The sequence below is a fragment of the Clostridium estertheticum genome (assembly GCF_011065935.2).
Lineage (GTDB): Bacteria > Bacillota > Clostridia > Clostridiales > Clostridiaceae > Clostridium_AD > Clostridium_AD estertheticum_A.
The window spans coordinates 3,973,929-3,993,659 of record NZ_JAAMNH020000001.1; the positions used below are offsets into that span (position 1 = coordinate 3,973,929).

Below are 19,731 nucleotides of genomic sequence, written 5' to 3' on the forward strand. Positions count from 1 at the left end.
TATCACACTGAATAGTTTATTAAAACAATTTATCGGTGCATAATTTATATTCTGGTGATATAATTGTAACTATAATACAATCTAGTTATTTTTATGTATTTAAATGAGTTTGTTTTTACAAGGGGGATAAAAAATGAAGAGAATATCAGCATTACTTGATCCTTATAGAGGATTACCCAAAGAAATATATGTAATTTTTGTTTCAAGAATTATAAATGCTATGGGCTGCTTTGTCATGCCATTACTTACCCTTATTCTTACAGAAAAAATTGGGTTGTCTAAGGAGATCTCAGGAGCTTACATTAGTGTATCTGGATTATTATTTATGCCTGCAGCTATTATTGGTGGTAAGTTAACTGATATTATTGGCAGGAAAAAAGTTATTATTATATTTGATTTCTTATCTGCAATGCTGTATATTGTTTGTGGATTTATGAACCCATCTATAAATATGATTTACGTATTAATGATTGCCTCTATGAGTATGGCTATAGCTGGTCCAGCTCATGACGCCCTTATAGCCGATTTAACTACCCCTAAAAATAGGGATGGTGCTTATGCGTTATCTTATATGGGTTGGAATATTGGGTTCGCCATAGGTCCAATCATTGGTGGACTTCTCTATGAAAATTATTTACCACTTATATTTATAGGGGATGCAGTAACTGCACTTATATCCCTTAGTTTAATATTTATTTTCATCAAAGAAACTATACATCTTACAAAACAAGAGGTTACAGGGGAAGGTAGACATTTAGAAACCAGAGAAGAAGGAACCATAATATCTGTGTTATTAAAAAGACCAATTCTCATATATTTTGCAATATGCACTTTGGGATACAATTTTGTTTATTCCCAGTGGTCGTTTATGATGCCCATACACTCAGCTCAAAATTTTTTAAGCCTGGGCGCCAAATATTATGGTTTAATGGCTGGATTTAATGGATTAATAGTTATGTTTTTTACTCCACTTATAACTAAAATGTCAGAAAACACGAAACATATTAGAAAGATGATTTATGGAGGTCTTTTATATGCATTTGGATTTGGCATGCTAGGCATTTTAAATACACTACCTTTCTTTTTTGTATCTGTTTTCATATTTACTTTAGGTGAAATTATTTTATCAATAAGTATTGCACCCTTTATTGCAAATCACACACCTATGTCCCATAGAGGTAGAATGAATGCCGTTCTTCCCATAATCTTTGGCATGGGCTATACTCTAGGACCCATAACCATGGGCAAAGCCTTAGGATATATCAGTATAGAATCTGCCTGGCTCATTTTAGGTATGATAGCCTTTATATCATCGATATTTATGTGTATGCTTGAAAAGTATGACGAAAAAGAAAAGAAAAAGAAAAGAGATATTTTCACCATCGTCGGCTAAACATATAATTTCATGTTCTTTTAAAATTAATAGTATTTTTTTCTTATATTATGCTAACAAAAGTATATATTGCGTGGAATGCATTGGAGCAAGCTTAGTAATTCTTAACTAAATTTTGTGAAAGATACGTTAAGAAAAGTTCATGTTTGAGCGCAGCGAGTTTGAACTTTTTAGTATCTTTCACAAAATTTTGTTTAGAATTACTTAGCGAAGCGACTGTATTCCTAGCAATATATACCTTTCGTTATAGCATAATATAAGAAAAAACTCTTAATTTCAAATAATGTTATAATTAGCCATTATTCAATGTACCTTGTTCTTAATATATTAAAATGATATACTAATTTTGTGTTTATCAGTAGATAAATATAAAATTTAACGTAAATGGAGAGATGAAAATTGAAAAGAATAAACAGACTTTTATTATTTGCACTAGTATTTACACTAATTTTTTCTACAACTGTTTTTGCTGCTGTTAAACCGCCGGAATTAATTGGTAAAGCTGCTATTTCTGTAGATATAGATACTAAAGAAATTATTTACACTAAAAACATTGATAATAAGATGTACCCTGCAAGTATTACTAAGCTTATTACAGCCTTGCTACTTGCTGAAAATAAGAAATCAACTGACAATTTGACCTATACAGCATCTGCAAAAGCACAACCAGCTTTTTCTTATAACCTAAATATTCATCCTGTAGCAGTGGGTGATACTATGTCCGCTGACAACGTAATGGATGGACTTCTTCTTTATTCTGGAAATGATATCGCATATATGATTGCAGATAACGTTGGTGGAAATGAAGTTAATTTTGCTAAAATGATGAATGCCGAGGCTGCGAAGCTAGGAATGAAAGGCTCTCACTTTATCACCCCAAATGGCTTGGATGATAAAAATGATCAACATTTTACAACCCCTTATGACTTAACTATATTAGGTAGAGCTGCTTACAAAAACGATAGAGTACGGGAATCTATGGCTAAAAAAACTAGCAAAATAAAATCTACTAATGGCCCTGAAGCTATTGTTGAAAATAGAAATAAACTCCTTGGGGTAGATGGTAACATAGGTGGTAAAACTGGCTATACAATAAAAGCTGGAAGATGTTTAGTTTCTATATACGAACGTAACGGTCGCCATATTATAGGCGTTGTTATGAATTCTGAGAATGACCCAAAAGATACAAAAGTCTTTGAGGATATGCAAAAACTAATTGACTGGAGTTATGCCGCTAAAAAAGATGTACTTGTTAAAAAAGATACTGTAGTAAAAACAATCTCTTCATCCTATAAGGTTATTCCATTCATAGGACCAGAAAGAATAGTTAATATTCCATTAGAGTCAAAAGAAGACGTGACTTCTTATACTAATGATGTCAAACCAGAAACTATTGTTAGTGCTAAGGGCATAAATCCGTGGAAGCTTAGTAAAGATACCTCTGTTGGGACTTTAGATTATAAACAAAGAGACTCTCAAAAGAGCTACAAGTTATATCCAATGATTTCAAAATCTACTCTTATTAAAGACAACATAGTAATATATTCCATTGTTGGTATTTTACTGGTTGTGGTTTTAGCTTTAATTGTGTTACTAATTTCTTCAATTAGAAGACGTAAAAACCGTGGTGGTAGAAGAATGAGTTTTAAAAGGAGATAAACGATGAATAAAGATTTTCAGCAATATACAGAAATCGCAGAATTATTAAAAGCTCTTGCCCATCCTGTGAGAATATGTATTATCAGAGGGCTTATGAACAAGGGAAGTTGCAATGTTAGCTATATGCAGGATTGCCTAAACCTTCCTCAATCCACCATTTCTCAACACCTTCAAAAACTAAAAGCTTTAGGAATTATCCAAGGTGAAAGAAATGGACTACAAATTAATTATAAAATTTGTAATCAGACCATAATAAATATAGTTAATGCAATGTTTCCTGATGAACCTTAACTCAAATTTATCAAAAGGCACGTAGTACTAAAAACTTAGTACTACGTGCCTTTGTCATAGTAGTCTACAAGAAAAGTATATATTGCTACAAATGCGTTCACTTCGCCAAGTAATTCTACAATTTATTTTATTTATTGCTGCTAAAACCCACAAACTCGCTACGCTCAAACATGTGGGTTTCTTCACGTAGCTATAAATAAAATAAATTGTGAATTACTACGGTTTGTTCAGACGCATTTTACGTAATATATACTTTTGTTAGCATCCTATGAGAAAAAGCATTACATTGGGACGCTCTAAACAACTTAGGGAAACATAACAATTAAGAATTGTTATGTTTCCCTAAGGGTAGTTTTTAGTTCTTTTGCAAGGCACGCAAGAGAAATTTCATACCCTCTTAAGTTTTCTGAAGTTAAACAACTTTCCATCCAAACTTACTAAAGTTACTCCCACTATTATGACAATGCACCCTACTACCTGCCAAACTGTAACAACTTCATGAAGTATGATTCCAGCTGCAACTAAACTCATAATAGGTTGTAAATTTATATATGTAGTAATGACAGTTGCCCCAAGGTCTTTTAGACAATGGACATACATTACATATCCTATGCAAGAGCAAAAAATAGATAAAAATATTAGATTTAAAACAACTTTTGTAGACGGAATTTGAAGTGGACTAAAAAACAGAGAAGGACTAAGAAATAAGGATCCCCACATGATTTCATAAGTAGTTATTGTGATAACCTTATAATTTCCCTTAAAGCTACTACAAACCATATTATAAATAACCCAGGCGAACACTGCTCCAAGTGCCATCAAGTCTCCTATATTCCCTTTTGATAATAAGCTTACTCTTTGCTTAGATGCAATTATTATTATAATACCAACTAAACTTAAGGTAGCACCAAATATTTTTCCATATGTAAGTTTTTCTTTATATATTATTCTTTGAGAAAATATAGTGAATACAGGTATAGTAGCAATTAAAATTGCCACATTTGATGCAGAGGTGTACGCTACAGAATAGTTTTCAAATATAAAATATATGGCCACTCCAAAAAGCCCGCCCAGTGCAAATTTTAATTTGTCCACTTTTAAAACTTTTTCTTCTGGAAATTTCACTTTTAATATTATAAATAAAATAATTGAGGCTAACGCAAATCTATAAAATGCTGATAATGTAGGACTTACCTCTTGTGATACAACCTTTATGCTTAAATAAGATAAGCTCCATATAAACATTAAGATTATTGCCATTACATGAGATATTCTTTTGTTTGTCAATATATCACTCCCCTTATTTTTCTTTACCGCGCATAAAAACAAATAACAAGTCAACCTGCAAATCTATTTTGACTTGTTATTTGTTTTATACTCTAAATATCATTATACTCTAAATATCATTATACTCAGAATTTCCCAAAATTACACTATATTTTTATTTCAAATATCCTGTCAAAATAATATGTAAGATATGGTTTTTGCAATTTTATCATTGTCAATATTGCATTTCTAGAGTATTATAGTATAGTATTGAAATATATTCTGTTGTTTATGATAATATCCACACCTATAAATTTCATTTTATTAACTATAATTTTTGTACTAACCTATGGAGGTGTCAATTTGAAAAAAGAATTTTCTCTAAGTAATGATAATGTATTGATAAATTTCACTGCAAAATACTGTAATAGTCCTGAAAAATTGTTAGAAAGTAATGGTTTTAAAAGAGTTTTTAACGCTTATCTTAAGAAAATAAAGAAGAAAAACTCAAATATCTATAAATATTTAATACAAAATGCTCACACAGAAAATGAGGATTTAGATGTTTTCGTGATACATTTGTTCAAACTCCTATCTGTATTAAATGTAAATGAAATTATAAATTTAAATACTAAATATAGCTCCCTTATAAATAGCAAAGATACTTTTATTGATTTTATAGAAGATTTTTATAGTTTTTGGAGAAAGCTTGAAAGATACACTGTAATTCAAAACAATAAAATTAATGAGGGCCTAGAGAAAACAAGCTTTATTGAGGCTAACAATGATTTTTCCATGCTTATACTTAATCTATATAGAAAAATTGAAGAGAATGTAGTTGGCCATAAACCTATGGTTTACAGACAACTGCCCGCAGGTGGTAATGCTGGTCTTATTGTTAATAATGCAACTTGGCCTATGCCCTCTGGATATGAAAAATTAAAAGACGTTCCCTTTATTGAATCAATAATGCTAGATTTACCTTATATAAGCTATCCTAAGAGAAACACTCGCGATGGTATTTTTAATGAATGTTTTGAAAACCCATTAGAGGATTGTACTCTAAGCACTGATCATTGGTTTTGTTACCCCGCTAAAGTAGGAACACTGCTTGCCTTCATATATGTTCACAGAGATTTTATGGCTCATGCAATAACTCTATGTAACCTATTTGAAATGGCAAGAGAAAAAGAATACAGGGGCATTAAACCGGATATAGTTTTTGTTTTTGGAGCTAAGGACTCTTTCCCTAAAGTCAAAACAGAATTTTATGAGGATAAGGAAAATGATATAATGCTTGGCTATATAAGCTATGGCGTTGAAATTGATTACTTCGGATATGTAAAAAAGATGGCCTTAACGCTTCATAACTTGATAATGATTAAACGAGGTAATTTACCAATCCATGGTGCTATGGTAAACATAGTTATGAATAATGGTAAAAGCGCAAATGTTGTTATTATGGGCGATAGTGGTGCGGGTAAATCCGAATGTTTAGAAGCCTTTAGAAGCTTAAGTGAAGATTACGTAAGTGACATGACCATAGTCTTTGATGATATGGGTGTTGTAACTATGAATGGCGGTGGAAAACCCTTAGGCTTTGGAACAGAAATTGGTGCGTTCGTAAGACTCGATGATTTAGATGCAGGCTATGCTTTTAAAGAAATTGATAGAAGTATATTTATGAATCCTGATAAAATTAATGCAAGACTTGTTATGCCTGTAGCAAGCTATAAAGATATTATTAAGGGATATCCTATAGATTTATTTCTCTATGCAAACAATTATGAAGAGGTAAAAGATGGCAATGAAGAAATTAATTTCTTCACAAATCCAATAGATGCTATTGATGTTTGCAAAAGAGGAGCAAGAATGGCAAAAGGCACCACTACAGAACTGGGTCTTGTAACCTCTTATTTTGCAAATCCTTTTGGACCTGTTCAAAAACAAGAACTAGTAGATGTACTTATAAAACAATACTTTGAAGAATTCTTCAAAACAGGAGTTAAAGTTGGACAAATTAGAACTTCCCTAGGCATAAAAGGTCAGGAAAAGGATGGACCTAAAAAAGCAGCTAAAAAATTATTTGAATTAATTATAAAGTAAAAGAATCATATATTGCAATGAAGATATAGGAACAGGCAAATCTAAAACTCGTTCCTATATCCTCTACCCAATATATGATTCTTTTCTTTTATATTTTGTGCATATTAAAATTAATGATAGAAACTATTCCACTCCTGTTTGAGGATTTTTATAAAATGTACTTACGGCATCAAAATTATTTTTAAGTCTTAAGCCATTGTTTAGTTTCAGTACTCTATCCGTATTTTTAATAATATAATTTTCAAGCTTATCCATGTACAAATTACCAGCAATTTCATTTTGGGTAACCATTGTTAACCCTTTTTCCCAACTAGCTGTTAATTCTGGATTTAGCAATGTAGGAATAGAATTTTTTACCACATCAAAAATGATTTCCCCAAGGAGCGTTGGCATAACTACCTGGGTTTTATTATTAGATTTAATGTATTCTATTTTTTCAAGTTTTGTTAAAATTCCTGAACGAGTAGCACTTGTACCAATACCAGAACCTTTTATATGCTCTCTTAGTTCTTCATCTTCAATAAGTTTACCTGCATTTTCCATGGCTATAATTATTGAACCGGTAGTAAATCTTTTAGGAGGAGAAGTTTTTCCCTCTTTTACAATTAAGTCCTCTAGATTAACGCTTTGACCTTTTTTTAAGGTACTTAAAAATTTCATATTTTTACTTTCGCTATCATTGCTATCATTTTCAGGTTTTAAAACCTCCAAATAGCCCATTTCAACGCATACCTTGTCTGTTGTGAAAAATCTTTCCTTGTCAATCTTGGTTATAACAGAAACCTTGCTATAAACAGCTGGGGGATAAAATATTGCAAGGAAACGTCGTAGCACTAAATTATAGATTTTCTTTTCTATATCCTTTAAAGACATATAACTTTGAAGACCTTCCCCTGTTGGAATGATAGCATAATGATCTGTGATTTTACTATCATCAACATATTTTGTTTTAGCTAAATTATTGTACCATTTTTTTTCTAGAATATTTCCAGCTATATTTTTTATTTCTTCATCGCCCTTAAAATTTGTTAGCTTTTGTATATTCTTATTTATTTCTTTTGCCACAGCTGTTGATAGTACTCTAGCATCGGTTCTTGGATATGTTAGCATTTTCTTTTCATACATGGCTTGAATATGACTCAGTGTCTGTTCTGGATTTATTTTGAATTTTTTAGAGCACTCATTTTGTATTTCTGCTAAATTAAAGAGTAGTGGAGCATTCTTATTTTCTTTCTTCTTTGTAACATTCTCAACCACAGCTTTGCCATCTATACTAGCATCACGAAGCTCTCCTATTAATTTTTCTGCTGTTTCTTGTTTTTTAAATCCACCCTCATTATAAAGAAGTGGTGAGTCAAAATACTCAGAGCCCTCTACCGCTTTCCATTCTCCATCATAAATAGATTCTTCATCTACCTTAAAGCTACCGATGATCTTATAAAAAGGAGTAACAATAAACTCTCTAACTTCTCTCTCTCTTTGAACCACCATTCCAAGCACACAAGACATTACTCGTCCCACTGCAATAACTATATAGTTTTTCCCAAGATAACCGCTTACAGTTTTCCCATAGACTAAACTTAGAAGCCTTGAAAAATTAATTCCCATTAGATAATCCTCTTTTGCTCTTAAATAAGCGGCTTCAGATAAACTATCATACTCTTTTAAATCCTTTGCTTCTTTAACACCGCGAATTATTTCCTCTTCCGTTTGTGAATCTATCCAAACTCTTCGTTTTTGTTTATTAGGATTCCCAGCCAACTCATCCACTAATCTATAAATGTACTCACCCTCGCGTCCAGAGTCTGTACAAACATAAATTCTATCAATATCCGCGCGTAGTAGTTGACTCTTAACTATATTAAATTGTTTTTTAACGCCCTCTATAACTTCATATTTATATGCTTTAGGTAAAAATGGCAAGGTATCTAAAGACCATTTTTTCAATTTCACATCATATTTTTCTGGATAGCTCATTGTAACTAGATGTCCCACACACCATGTAACAACAGCTTTATCAGACTCTATATATCCATCCGATTTTCTTCCATTTATTTTTAAGGCTTTAGCAAACTCTGCAGCAACACTTGGTTTTTCTGTAATAAATAATGCCTTACTGATACGTACCACTTCACTTTCCGTTAAATTACATTAATAATATCTGTCCTAAATGTCATTGATAATCCTATAAAAATTAATTATACCATTATTCGTACACCTAATTCAAAGGATAATTTAATGTACCTTATAGTGTTCTTAAATATTCTTGTAAATCTCCCCCAGTACTTTTTGTGAATTTACCCTTATCTAATTTAAAGTATTGTGCCTTTGCACACTGGGACTTTATTAATTCTACTAAGGTTGCATGACAAGTAAGCACAAAAATCTGATGTGTCTTTGCAAGTTTCTCTAAGGCCATAACTGTATTTTTAGTGTGTGCTATATCAAAATTAACAAAGGAATCGTCAAGAATAACTGGTAAACTTGGCTGAATTTCTTTTATTCTGCTTATACGGACTGCTAAAAATAATTGTTCTTTTGTCCCCCTACTTAATTCTTTTGAGCTAGCTACAATACTCTCATCTCGTAGTACTGTTTTAAAGTCCCCCTGCATTATATCCTCCATAGGCATAATATCTTTGTATTCTCCTGAGGTTATTTCACACAGAATATCACTAGCACCGCTTAAGAGCTTTTCCTTTGTATTTTCTAAAAATCTTTCTCTTATTTTTTCTAAGAATAGCGCTGCTGTATTATAAACCGCATATCTTTCTGCAAGTGGCCTTAACTGACTTCTTGCTTCTATAATGTTTTGCTCATATTGTAATAACTTGTCATCAGAATTCAATGCTTGAATCTCATCTTTTGTTGTCTGTTTTTCATTCCTTAAATCTTCTAATTGTCTTATCAATTCACTATTTTCAGTATTTAAAACATCATAATCAAAGTTCAGTTCAGAAGTACTCCCATACTGCTTGTATAATTCACCCAAGATTTCTAATAGCTTTTCATTTTCATCTTTTATTTTTATATTTTCATTTTCATAATTTTCTTGTACAAATTCTTTTCTTTCATAACTTATTAATCCTCTTATACGCTGACTTTTTACAGCTTGCAATAACTTTTCATTAATAATTTTTAATTCATTCTGATGGTTTACATATTTTATATACTTTTCACCCACACTTATATATTTTTCTAAGGATAAAATTATATTTTCACACTGATTTTCCTGTGAATTGTTTACCAGAGGAATATTTACATCTGAATTATCCCTAGCCAAAAATTCTTCTATTTCCCTCTGCACTAGATTTAATTTTGAAAAGCTCTTTTCAGTTTTTTCACATAGCATTAATTGCTTATATAAAACCTCTACCTTTAGTAATATATCATTGCAAATATTAGAGATATTATCTATAGCTAATCCACTTGTACTTATTTGTTCTGAATTTTTCATGTTATATTCAGTAAATTTATTAAGCACCTTATTAATATCATTTAAATATTCACTAGTAGCATTAAATTCATTGTCCAGTTTTTTCTTTAATAAATTATATTCGAATATTTCATCCTTTAAAAAAGCTGCAATTTTAAAATAATCTTTAATGCCCTCAACTGTTACTCTGGCATCAAGCTTTAATATATCTCTGTACTCATCCATGATGTTGTTCATTTCTATTGAATTTAAATCTAAATTTTTTAGTTCCCCAGTGGCTTTACTAAAAACTATCTCCAAGTTATTTATGCTAGCTTTAGTTTCCAAATTTCTATTTAGCAATAGCTTGCTATTTGAGTAATTCATAAACAAATATAATGCCGCGCCTATGCCTCCAATTAATATTATTGAAGATCCCAGTAATTTATCTATAAAAAACAATACAAGTCCTAAAATTATAGTGATTAGTGTAAAATAGAAATACTTTTTAGTATAAACTAAGTTATCAAATGGTTTTATTTGTTTTTCTAAAATTTCTCTTTCAATTTTACACTCTTCAATTTTTTTATTACAAACTACTATTTCGGCTTCTATTTTTCTATATTTTTCTATATTATCTGTTAAAACATCTTGTTGCACCTCATCACAATTAATTTGTTCCACAGTATTCAAACTTGACCAGTTATCGTTAGCTTTTTTAATTTTGTTCTTAAGTGCTTGTGTCTTTTCATAATATTCCTTTTTAATAATAAGTAAATTTTTTATCATTTCTTTAATGCCAGATAGCCCATTATAAAAGCAAGTAATCTCTACCTTCTTTTCAAGAAGCAACTCTTTAATGTTCTTATCCTTGGATGTTTGACTTTGAAATTCATCCTTGTCATTATTATACTGTTCTAATTCTTTAGTAAATTGGGTTTTTAGAGCCTTGGCTTTTTCTATATTATATTCTCTTATATCCTCTGGATTAAAAAAATAATTACGAAGCTCTACTTCCAGATTTTTTTTATTTTCATTAAGCTCATAATTATGTTTTAACATCTCTAATTTTATTATATTGTTATTAATATTTAGGAGCTCTTTTTCCTTTGAATTTATAGTATCCTGAAGCTTTGAAAATATATTTTTCTTTTGCACATAAGTATCTAGAAGTCCCATGGATTTTCGTCTTCCTTCTACGCTTTTTTTAATATTTTCTACGAAGGGCTTAAACATTTTAGTAGAAGGATTTCCACGAGTTCCACCAATCACATTTGCTTTTTCCCTTAGTTCCTTGGCAACTCCCGGTATTTTTATAATGTGCTTAAATCCCGCACCTAGTAGCATAGATTGAAGATTACTATCTTCCTTATCTGAACTCTTATTAAGTTCATCAAGACTTATAGTGAATAACTCTCTGTAGGTTGACTTATCAATATTATATAACCTTTTATTATCCTTAGCCTCTATAGCATTTTTATAAACTATCTCCGGATTACTAAATCCTTTTAACAATATATTTACTTCATTGCCCTCCTCTGATTGTAAATCGCATCGCACATCATATTGAAATTTAGGCGGAGGTAAATTGCTATTTTGAGAAAATCCATAGGGTATATTTCTAATTATCTGCATTAAGCTAGTTTTCCCGGACCTATTTGCTCCGCCAATAACTATTATACCTTCACCTATGTCTTCCAGCGCCTCACCTTGAAACACTCCAAAATCCCTAATGTCTAGCTGTGTTATTTTCAAATTCTCACCCCCTACATTATTTCTAAAGCCTCTACTAATTTTTCTATAACTAGTTCCCTCGCTTGCAATATTATATCCTCAATAATTTCCTCATCAAAATCAAATTTATCTTCATCTATATTTTCCGTATAAATTTGTTTTTTCCAAATGGAACCCCAGTTTTTAACAAGTTCCACTCTCTGCTCTCCCTCTTCCCTATATAATCTAATTACTTCATCTAAATCTGAAAAAATAGAGTTTTGCATTTTGAGACTTTCAAAATCTTGCATAAGTGGTGCGGTTCTAAATATTATGGAATCCACCCACAGAAAATATTTTTCTGGAGAAAGCTCTTCATTTATATCTTCTATAAACTGTTTATAATCCTCTTCCTTCATATGAGTTATTTTATCCTGCAGCTCCGTTCTTCCCTTTATTACCAATTGTAGGATATGTCCTTTAAATTCGTCATTTATTACTTCTTTGAGGTGAACAAATTCACTAGAAATTTTACAATGGCCATCTGTTACCTCCCTTGTTTTCTCTAAAATAAATCCAGTTAAATCACTAAAATTCTCTATCCTGTTGTCTTCACTAATTGCTATTTCTACTCTTTTATATATGATTGTTGCTACAGGCAAGAATTCCATATGAACAATTTCTTTCTTGCATACCTCAACGTTGAAAACTCCGCCTTGTCCCTGCTCTCCCATATCTCGTCCTTGAGGAATTCCTGGAAAAGCTATAATAGGCTTTGTATTTGTTAAAATATCGGTTTTATGAATATGTCCCAGTGCCCAATAATCTATATTAGGTACCATCTTAAGTTCCTCTAAGGTGCAAGGGACATAATTTTTATTATCCCCCTCCAATGCCGTATGTAGCATTGCAATATTAAAACTATCATTATCCAATATATAGTTTTCATAAATTTTGTCTCTTTCGGATCGAAGTTTATAGGATTTTCCAATAATTTTTGCTATAATTTCATCTTCTTTACATACTTCATAAATTTCTACACTATCTGAACTTAAAATATGAACATTTAGGGGCATATCAAACAATTCTTGCTTCTCATTTGCAGCATCATGATTACCGTAAATAACATATACACCTATATTTATTTCACTTAACCGTAAGCATTGATTAATAAAAAATCTATTCCCTCGCACAGACCTTAAACAACTGTCATATACGTCTCCACAAATCAATATGAAATCCACCTTATGCAGAATGGCAATATTGCATAACCTTTCAAAGCCGTTGTATACAGCATCTTTACAGAGGGCTTGTATTTCTTCTGGGGGGTTCCCATTTATATTAAGAAAAGATCCTAAATGCAAGTCTGCAGCATGAATAAACCGAAATGTTCCACTCATTAATTTTCCACCGCCTATTTCTTTTAGATGTTAATATAGATATTTTACCATAAAAACCAAATGTATATCTTACTCAACTAGATTGAAATTATATAATTTGCTATAATTTGAAAAAGTTTTAAGTTATAATAGTATTTATAGTAATTTATAGGTGGCATAACAATTGAGATTGTTATGTACTAAAGCCACAAGGGGGATATGTATATGAAATTTATAGATTTAAGAAGCGATACAGTAACGCAGCCTACACAAAATATGAGGCAAGCTATGTTTACAGCTGAGGTTGGAGATGATGTTTATAGTGATGATCCAACTGTAATTGCCCTAGAAGAATATGCTGCTAAACTTGTTGGAAAAGAAGCTGCACTATTTGTGCCAAGTGGTACTTTTGGAAATCAGCTAGCACTATTTACCCATTGTACTCGCGGTAATGAGGTTATTCTTGGTGATGATTGCCACATAGTGATACATGAAGTTGCTGGTTCATCAATAATTGCTGGAGTTCAACTTAGGACTCTAATCAGTAATAAGGGAGAACTAGACCCTAAACAAATCCAAGCTAGAATTAGAAAAGAAGATGAGGATATTCATTATCCTAGTACAGGTCTTATATGCATAGAAAATGCTCATTCTTGTGGTAGAGTAATACCACTTAGTACAATGGAAAAGATTTATAATTTAGCAAAAGAGCAGGCCGTTCCAGTTCATTTAGATGGCGCAAGACTTTTTAACGCTGCTGCATACCTAGATGTAGATGCAAAAGAAATTACTAAATATTGTGACACTGTAATGTTTTGCCTATCCAAAGCTCTTTGTGCACCTATAGGTTCTATACTTGCTGGAGATAAAAATTTTATTGCCAAAGCAAGAAAGAAAAGAAAAGTTTTAGGTGGAGGTCTCAGACAAGTTGGTATCTTAGCTGCTGCGGGACTTGTAGCATTGAAAGAGATGATTCCGCTGCTTAAAATAGATCATGAAAATGCTATATTACTGGGAGAAGAATTATCAAAAATCCCTGGTATATCAGTAAATAAAGAAGATACACATATTAATATGGTGTTTTTTGATATGAGTGCTACTGGATTTAGTAGTGATAAATTAGTCGAAAAATTTTATAACATTGGAATAAAAATTAATGGAGCAGAAGATGGATTAATGCGCTTTGTTACACACAATTGGGTTTCTAAAGAAGATATTGAATTTATTATAACCTCTATGAAAGATATTCTTGCGGGTAAATAATTCACAGTTTTTTCCAATGCTTTTTTGATGACTTATAGTATAATAAATTTAAAAAAGCATACAATAATGTTAATAGATGATTCAAAGTGGTTGAGCCAAGAGTGCTCCTAGACTGGAAATAGTTTTAGAGTATTCGGCCAAAGGTGTATACGATATCTACTAAGGTTTTTTATATGCCGGAGGGAAGATTATTATATGTTCTTAACAGCTGTATATGTGCCAATCGTACTTATACGGTTCTCCCGGATGGGTAATAGTCGAGCTAAGATGATATAGGTCGCCGCAGGTTTTATTAGTATATAACTAGGGGTTATTCTTATTCGAGAGATTATTGTAGCTCCCAAGGTGTTCTATATGGTCGAGTAAAGATGTGTACATGTGCCGTAATGCTCCTGGGGGTATGTAGGTATGTGTATAGGTTGTAGCGTAGATTGCTTTGAGTTGTCAAAAAATCCCTTGGGTTAAAAGGCAAGTTATTTTATAATAACTTGCTTTTTTTATTTTAGATCTCGAAATAAAAAACAAGTCAGTATGCTAGCATATTTGACTTGTTACTTATTTTGACGCTTCTATGTAAAAATTTATAAGGTAATAGTCTTTTAATATTATTTCTTTATCATTTCTATATTTTCACTCATAGGTTTACTAACATCAAAATGACCTTTGATACTCTCTACATTTTTTCCTTCAACAAGGAATTGAACCTTTTTTATCCCTAATTCCTTATCTAACACTAAGGTATTTATGATCGAAAACAAAGCCATTCCCTCGCCTGTAGAGCCAGCAGATATTTTTTGCGTTGCACTACTTTTAAAATCAACATAAGCTATATTTTCCTTAACTTGCACATCTATTATTTCTAAATCCACAGGCAATGTTGCAATTAATTTTCCTTCGCCTTCGCTTTGTGCATTAGGTCCTTTTACTAATTCCCCTACAATAGACTTTGCTGTAGCATTTTGTAAATTTCGTTTTACTCCCACTAAGTTCATAGCTTGATCATCACTAAAATACAGCACCACTTCACTACTTTTTATTTCTTCAGTTTTTGGTTCCACTTTAGTTTCTACTTTAGCTGTTACTGGTTCCTCTTTAACTATACTTTTTGAAGTATCCTCTTTTTTCGCCTCAGATTTTCCACAAGCAACCAATGTAAACATTAATACACTACATAATATTACTGAAAGAATTTTCTTCATTTTTGTCACCTTCCTAATAAAATATTATATTAATAATTAATAAATGCTAAAGATGAATATTTAAGCTTATTAGCAATTATAAATAAATTATATCATAGATTTTAGCCATATGTGGAAATTTTTATTAAAATTACCTTTTCTGCTCATAATAAGCTATCATATTAATAGAATTATTTTACTTTTTTTGCATAATAAAAACACATTGGGTAACAATATCTAATGTGTAGGTTTAGATCGGTTGAGCGAAGAGTATTACGAGGTTATAAATAGCTTTTTAATATTCGGCCAAAGGTGTACACTAGGTCGTTATGGCTTAATGTATGCCAGCGGGAAGATCATTACTTGTCTTGAAAAGGTTGTATGTTTGCATAACTGTGTATATAGGATCTTAATAGATGTTTAATGGTCGAGCTAAGACTAGATTGTGTGCCGCAGGCTCCAGTTGTAGTGTATAACATTATGTTTGCGTTATACTTTATTAATTAACTATGATGATAAGAGTTAGGGATTGTATATAGTCGGAAGATTATCTATGTTCTCCAAGGTACATCTTTTAATCGAGCAAAGATGTATGCATGTTGTGTAATGCTTATATATAGTCGAAAGATTATCCTTAGGTGTGTAGGGATGTGTATATGTTGTAGTGTAGATTGTTCTGAGCTTTCAATATATCCTAGGATAGGGCAGGTTTTAGCTAAACCTGCCCTTAACATTTTTAATAACAAATTCAACCAAATAATATTTCTATAAAGTAACTTTTTTACTTCACGCTAATTGCCCAAAACTTACATACCATTTAGAATATGTGGTTCCTTCCCCATCTTTATAAGTACCCTTATTATCCTTCACCATAATTGTTGCTCTTTTATTTATCTTATAAATGAAGCCATTATATTTTTTATTCTCCCGAGTGAAGCTCACCTTTTGTCCTATCTTAAAACCGTAATCCAACGAAATTATCTCCTTTTGACTTGGTAATTGATGATATACATCTGTATGAGCAAATATATTATTAACCATAGTTTTAAACCTGCGCTTTTTACAACTAGATTCACTATAAAGATGAAACTCTATTAAATGGCATAACTCATGTTCAAAAACTACTTGAAATGCCTCTAAGGAATCCGCTGTATTTATACCGGATACTATCTTGTCCCTATCTACCTTATAATATTGAAAAAAGAATTTTATGCCCATCCTTATTTCATAAGTTTTTTCGGTTTCCTGTAATAGTTTTATTTTCCTACTATATATGGTTTTTCCTGCAGCGGTGGTCATTCTAGTAGATAAAGAAAAAGTTATACTTTCCTTGAAATTGTCTCTAAAATAATAATTAAAAAATACTTCATCATACAAATGGAATAAAATTTTTATGTCCTGATTTGACATGCATTGTATATTTCCTGTATTCACATTTTCAGATTCAGACATAAATTTATTTCTTACAGTATCCCTCTTTTCAATTATTTCCTGTGCACTGTATTTTAAATCCTTTATATTTTGTCCTGTCATTGTCCTTACTTCCTTATTCTTAAGAGCTTAAAAAATAATTAATACTTATTTTTTAACACACTTTATTTTAACTAATAATTTCTAAATATAATATATCATAATTCTAAAATAATAACTATCTGCCTTTTATAAATACACGGACAAAAATCCCACATATATAAACTGTGGGATTTTTAGTAATCTTCAAAAATTCAAGTACTATTTAAATGGTTTTTAAAATTGCAGTATGGATTATATAATGAAGTGTATCTTTAGGTTCAATAGGATTTTCCCTTAACCTTTTGATAAATTCGCTCTGAATTTTAAATACATCTGTATTCTGCAATTGGAATTTAACTTCGATTTTATTAATTTCCTTGTCAATATTATCTTTATAAAAAGATAGTACTATATCTTTTTTGATAGACAATTTGAAAACTAATAATAAATTTACATAGTCTTCCTTATTTAAATCTAAATTAGTATTTTTTAACGATCTATTTAAAAACTCTAGTGATTTATTTAATTGATTAGTATACATTTTAATGTTTTCGTTACCTAGTACAAAGGCTAACATTGCTTGTGTAGTGTATTTAATATTGTTTTCTACGCTATGCTCAACATTAATGCCAAAGGCTCCACTAGCAAATTGATTAGAAGCCAATACTTTTAATAACTCATTTCTTTGATAATCAGCGTATTTATCGTAATCTTCTTTTAGTATTGATAAATCTTTATAATAAAATGCTGTTGATTCAGATTCTCCATCAAAACTTTCATAGGAAAGTTCTAATTTTTTTGTAGTTTTAACAGGTAGAATTTCTCTTATTCTTATACCTAGTATTGGGTCTTCCATTTCTTCATAAAGAATAAAGGAAGTTTCTTTGCAAATTATCCCGACTTTTTTAGAAATTTCAACAATTTTATTGTTCATTGCCTCTTGAAGTTCCCCACGTTCATATTTTACTCTATGTTGAAGGGATTCTATACGTTTTTTATACCATATTTTTTCAATTAAATTAACATTTTCTTCAAGTTCAAGATCATTTAGCATAATTATTCTTTGTATTCTATTCTTACCAACTTTTCCTTTTAAGGTAACAACCCCGCCCACTTCTCCGTTAACTTTAGCAAAAATCGAAAACGGTTCTTTATCATACATATATTTAATAGTTCTTGGGAATGTAGTTTCCACCTTCATTTTGCCCCAATCAATTTCAATATCAGTAACCTGAGGATTTTTAATTCTATTGAATTGTTTAAGTACCACATCTTCAATTCTTTCCCCTGGGTAAATAACTTCTGCGGCACCATAAGAAATACGAGCCAATTTATTTATGAAATAGCTATTTACTGAAGTATCTATTCCAAAAGGAAATATTCTACTTTCTTTGATGTTTTCTTCCACAAAGTTCAATATTTCTTTTTCATTTTCAACCAAATCATCTGTAAATAAGAATATTACATTTTCCTCTATTTCACTTTTTCCTAATAGTGCAAACTTTATTGCATCAAAAATCACTGCATTTTTTTCTGCTTTAAGTTCTTCAATCCATTTGCTGGCATTGCTTAAATTTTCTTCATTAAAATCAACCTTTGTCTCTTTAGAGAAAAAATGAAGTTTATCCCCAAAAGCACAAATATTAAAGGTATCTCCTAATGTTAAATTTCTTAAGCATAATTGAAGTGCATTTTTACCTTCTATTAATTTATTGCCACCCATTGACTGCGATATATCTAGAAGGAATATATAGTTTGAGCCTGATGATTTTTGCTCAATTTCGATATCAGGTATGAATCTTAAATATAAAATCCCTTTATCATCCCTTGGATAATCATATATCATTCCTGTAGTTTCTAACTTTTCTAGTTCTTCAAGTACAATTTCTAAATCCTTATCCATTCTTTGCTTGTTTCCATCTAAAGTTACTTTATATAAATTATTTTCTTCATATTCCACTTTTATTTTATGAGAAGAACACTTAAATTCTAATTTTGTTAAAGACTCAACAAGTAGCCTTAAAGTGAATTTATAGTTATTATCTTTATGGACGCTACCCTTTAAATTAGACTCTAAGGTATTATCTTTGGAAAGATTTATTGGAGCTATTATTGTTGGTATAACTAATTTTAAGTTTCTATTTTCGTAGCTAAGTTCTTCTATATATGATATTTTAATCTTTACAACTTCATTAGGAATTATCTTACCAATAACTATTCTAAATATATTATCACTAAATTCTTCCATCAGAAAGGTGTTATTATCCTTTTGTTTAAAATTTTCATATATTTTATTTGCTTCATCTTTATCTTGTATTAACCCCTTTATAGTCCTACCACCAAGCACTGCTTCAAAACCTGATATAACTGCTCGCTCTGGAATCGGGAAAGTGTAAATTGCCTCTACATCATTTGTTCCTTTATTTTCATATACATGGTCAATAGTATACTCAGCGAATTCACCACACAAATTTCCTCTTATATTAACTTCTTTTAGAATTATGTTATTCTTCAATTCTTCTCCATAGTTTGTATTATAATTTACCATTGTACCCC

General features: G+C 30.8%; 12 protein-coding genes. 5 read left to right on the plus strand and 7 right to left on the minus strand.

All coding sequences use genetic code 11. The annotated features are described in order from the left end of the window. Positions 1-133 precede the first annotated feature (133 nt). The 3 genes from G9F72_RS18985 to G9F72_RS18995 all read left to right on the plus strand — a co-directional run bounded on the left by G9F72_RS18985 (position 134) and on the right by G9F72_RS18995 (position 3,343). Positions 134-1,393, plus strand: a complete 1,260-nt coding sequence (locus tag G9F72_RS18985; RefSeq protein WP_164959630.1) for an MFS transporter — start codon at positions 134-136, stop codon at positions 1,391-1,393. A gap of 399 nt (positions 1,394-1,792) precedes the next feature. Then, positions 1,793-3,052, plus strand: coding sequence for a D-alanyl-D-alanine carboxypeptidase family protein (locus tag G9F72_RS18990; protein WP_164959629.1), 1,260 nt, complete (start codon positions 1,793-1,795; stop codon positions 3,050-3,052). Between the two features lie 3 nt (positions 3,053-3,055). Beyond that, a complete protein-coding gene (locus G9F72_RS18995; protein WP_164959628.1) occupies positions 3,056-3,343 on the plus strand; it encodes an ArsR/SmtB family transcription factor in 288 nt (95 codons plus the stop codon). A 387-nt stretch (positions 3,344-3,730) separates the two neighbouring features. Here the strand turns inward: G9F72_RS18995 and G9F72_RS19000 are convergent, their stop codons facing one another. Then, positions 3,731-4,630: a DMT family transporter gene (locus G9F72_RS19000; RefSeq protein WP_164959627.1), complete on the minus strand. Its 900-nt coding sequence runs from the start codon at positions 4,628-4,630 to the stop codon at positions 3,731-3,733. A 342-nt stretch (positions 4,631-4,972) separates the two neighbouring features. On the opposite strand from G9F72_RS19000, the gene G9F72_RS19005 reads away from it, so the two are divergent. After that, on the plus strand, positions 4,973-6,715 hold the full coding sequence (locus G9F72_RS19005) for a phosphoenolpyruvate carboxykinase (RefSeq protein WP_164959626.1): 1,743 nt from the start codon (positions 4,973-4,975) through the stop codon (positions 6,713-6,715). 123 nt (positions 6,716-6,838) lie between these two features. Here the strand turns inward: G9F72_RS19005 and G9F72_RS19010 are convergent, their stop codons facing one another. From G9F72_RS19010 to G9F72_RS19020, 3 genes are all read right to left on the minus strand, one after another. Further along, positions 6,839-8,836 carry a DNA topoisomerase gene (locus G9F72_RS19010; RefSeq protein WP_164959729.1) on the minus strand — a complete coding sequence of 666 codons (1,998 nt, stop codon included), beginning with the start codon at positions 8,834-8,836 and terminating at the stop codon, positions 6,839-6,841. Between the two features lie 124 nt (positions 8,837-8,960). Further along, entirely contained in the window at positions 8,961-11,885 is a 2,925-nt protein-coding gene (locus tag G9F72_RS19015; protein ID WP_164959625.1) for an AAA family ATPase, read from the minus strand. A gap of 11 nt (positions 11,886-11,896) precedes the next feature. After that, positions 11,897-13,243, minus strand: a complete 1,347-nt coding sequence (locus G9F72_RS19020) for an exonuclease SbcCD subunit D (RefSeq protein ID WP_164959624.1) — start codon at positions 13,241-13,243, stop codon at positions 11,897-11,899. A 204-nt stretch (positions 13,244-13,447) separates the two neighbouring features. On the opposite strand from G9F72_RS19020, the gene ltaE reads away from it, so the two are divergent. Continuing rightward, positions 13,448-14,485: a low-specificity L-threonine aldolase gene (gene ltaE / locus G9F72_RS19025; protein WP_164959623.1), complete on the plus strand. Its 1,038-nt coding sequence runs from the start codon at positions 13,448-13,450 to the stop codon at positions 14,483-14,485. Positions 14,486-15,090: 605 nt separating this feature from the next. Here the strand turns inward: ltaE and G9F72_RS19030 are convergent. From G9F72_RS19030 to G9F72_RS19040, 3 genes are all read right to left on the minus strand, one after another. Next, the gene (locus tag G9F72_RS19030) at positions 15,091-15,684 is read right to left on the minus strand and encodes a GerMN domain-containing protein (RefSeq protein WP_164959622.1); all 594 of its coding nucleotides are present in this window, start codon (positions 15,682-15,684) and stop codon (positions 15,091-15,093) included. 765 nt (positions 15,685-16,449) lie between these two features. Then, on the minus strand, positions 16,450-17,196 hold the full coding sequence (locus G9F72_RS19035) for a SprT-like domain-containing protein (RefSeq protein WP_164959621.1): 747 nt from the start codon (positions 17,194-17,196) through the stop codon (positions 16,450-16,452). Positions 17,197-17,398: 202 nt separating this feature from the next. Further along, complete coding sequence (locus G9F72_RS19040; protein WP_164959620.1) at positions 17,399-19,723, minus strand: VIT and vWA domain-containing protein; 2,325 nt, start codon at positions 19,721-19,723, stop codon at positions 17,399-17,401. Between the last annotated feature and the right edge of the window lie 8 nt (positions 19,724-19,731).